This window comes from Mesorhizobium sp. M7D.F.Ca.US.004.03.1.1 (assembly GCF_003998635.1).
In the GTDB taxonomy this organism is placed as follows: Bacteria; Pseudomonadota; Alphaproteobacteria; order Rhizobiales; family Rhizobiaceae; genus Mesorhizobium; species Mesorhizobium loti.
The window spans coordinates 1-2,198 of the sequence record NZ_RZQG01000945.1; the positions used below are offsets into that span (position 1 = coordinate 1).

Consider the following 2,198-nt stretch of genomic DNA (forward strand, 5'->3'; position numbering starts at 1 on the left):
GATCCCCGAGGCGTATGGTGGCGCGGGCCTGCGTCAACGCTGCGACGAATTCACCGGGGTAGGTCATGTCCCTGTCGAGTGCGCGCCAGTATTCTCCGGGAAAGCGCGCGCACAGCCTGGCGACGGCATCGCGAATGTCCTGATAGGATTCCATGGGGTTTGTCCGGCTTTTCGTCTTGCTGCGGCCTCACTATCGCGCCTCCATGTCCTGTCAGCAATGCAAGGCAGACGTGAGCAGATATAGCAGAATTCGAATGCTTATGGCGGGGGGCCGAGAAGCTGGCCAACCCAGACGGCCCGCCCGACAAGATCCTTGACGACGTCCTCTATCGCTTGTCCGGCAAACCGCGCCAGCCGCGAGGCAGGCCGGTCCGCCGGGTACGCAAGGATCAGGCGGCGCACAGGCACCGGGTCGATCAACGGCGCGGCGGTGAGCAGCCCGGCGGTCACGTCGGCATGGATGGGAGCGAGCGGCAGGATCGTCCAGCCATGTCCGTTGCGCACCAGGTCCTTCAGCGCCGAGTACGAATCCGCTTCGATGCCGACATCGAGCGTGATGCCGGCATCCGTGGCGCAGCGTTCGACGATGATGCGCAGCCCGTGCTTGATGCTGGGCAGCAGTAGGCGCTTGCCGGCGAGCGAGGCGAACGATACGGCGCGCACGGTTGAAAATCCCGCGTCCGGCGGTCCGATCAGGAAGAGGTTTTCCAGGAGCAGCGGGCGCGAGCGCAGTGAACGTGCCATGCGTGGGTCGTAGAGCACCGCGACGTCCACCTCGCCGCGGTGCATCCAGTCCAGCAAATAGCCGGTGTAGGCGCTGACAAGTCTGAGTTTGGCCTTGGGGTGGGCCTTGCCGAAGGCGGCCGCCAGCGGCAGCGAGATAATGTCGGCCACGGTGGGTGGCAGGCCGATGGCCACTTCGCCGGTCAGCGGCGCATCGGCGGGCGTGGCCGTGGCGCGGATCTCGTCGATCTCGGCCATCACGCGCATGGCGTGCGTCAGCACCTCCTTGCCCTGCTCGGACAGCACCATGCCGCGTCCGTGGCGCAGGAAAAGGGCAAAGCCCAATTCCTCCTCCAGCATGCGCACCTGCCGGCTGAGCGCCGGCTGCGCGATGTGCAGCCGGTCGGCAGCCTTGCTGAGGCTGCCGAGTTCAGCGACGTGGATCAGGGTGCGTAGCTGCGACAATTCCATGAGCTATTGAATATCATTATATCTGGTCACAAGAAAGAGACGAAGATTAGATCGGACGGCCGAGGTAACCTGGTTCCAATCCAAATTCCCGGAGGTCCAAGGTGACGGCGAGCGTAGAAGCAAAACATCCGCAAGCAGCAGCGCTTGCAGCCGCTCCGGCGGTGTCTGAAAAGCAGTGGCCAGATCAGGTCTATGACGTGCTCAAGGCTGCCGGCATCAGCCATATGTCCTATGTGCCGGACGCCGGCCATACCACATTGATCCGCCTTTTCAGTGAGGATCCCGAGGTCGTCACCAACGTGCTGACGACGGAGGAAGAGGGCATCGCCATCGCCGCCGGCTGCTGGCTCGGTGGCAAGCGGAGCGTCGTGCTCATGCAATCCTCCGGTGTCGGCAACTGCATCAACATGCTGTCACTTCCCGTGCAGGCGCGCTTTCCCTTGCTCGTCCTGGTGACGATGCGCGGCGAATGGGCCGAGTTCAATCCGTGGCAGGTGCCGATGGGGCAGGCGACGGAGGCCTCGCTGAAGGCGATCGGCCTCAGGGTGCTGCGCGCCGAAACCGGTCCCGACCTCGTGGAGACAGTGGCGCAAGCAGCCTTGATGGCCTTCGACGCGGATCAGCAGATCGCCGTGCTGATCGGGCAGCGGCTGCTCGGCAAGAAGAAGTGGTGAGCGACATGAATTTACCCACGATGGACCGCCGGGTTGCGGTGAAGAAGCTGCTCGACGCCCGCGACGGCGCATTGGTCGTGACCGGTCTCGGCTCGCCGAGCTACGACGTGCATGCCGCCGGCGACCGCAACGACAACTACTATCTGTGGGGCGCCATGGGGGGGGCTGCGCTGATCGGCCTCGGGCTTGCCCAGGCCCAGCCCGACAAGCGGGTCATGGTTATTACCGGAGATGGCGAACAGCTGATGGCGTTCGGTTCGCTGGCGACGATCTCGGTGGCGCGGCCGAAAAATCTCGACCTGATCGTGCTCGACAACCAGCATTTCGGCG

3 protein-coding genes are annotated in these 2,198 nt (G+C 64.2%); 2 read left to right on the plus strand and 1 reads right to left on the minus strand.

Annotated elements, in window-relative coordinates:
• Positions 1-258: 258 nt before the first annotated feature.
• Complete coding sequence (locus EN935_RS32295; RefSeq protein WP_109660113.1) at positions 259-1,194, minus strand: LysR substrate-binding domain-containing protein; 936 nt, start codon at positions 1,192-1,194, stop codon at positions 259-261.
• Between the two features lie 161 nt (positions 1,195-1,355).
• On the opposite strand from EN935_RS32295, the gene EN935_RS32300 reads away from it, so the two are divergent.
• The gene (locus EN935_RS32300; protein ID WP_127265025.1) at positions 1,356-1,868 is read left to right on the plus strand and encodes a thiamine pyrophosphate-binding protein; all 513 of its coding nucleotides are present in this window, start codon (positions 1,356-1,358) and stop codon (positions 1,866-1,868) included.
• Between the two features lie 5 nt (positions 1,869-1,873).
• Positions 1,874-2,198, plus strand: a 325-nt coding sequence (locus EN935_RS32305) for a thiamine pyrophosphate-dependent enzyme (protein WP_245489110.1), incomplete at its 3' end; no start/stop codon positions are given.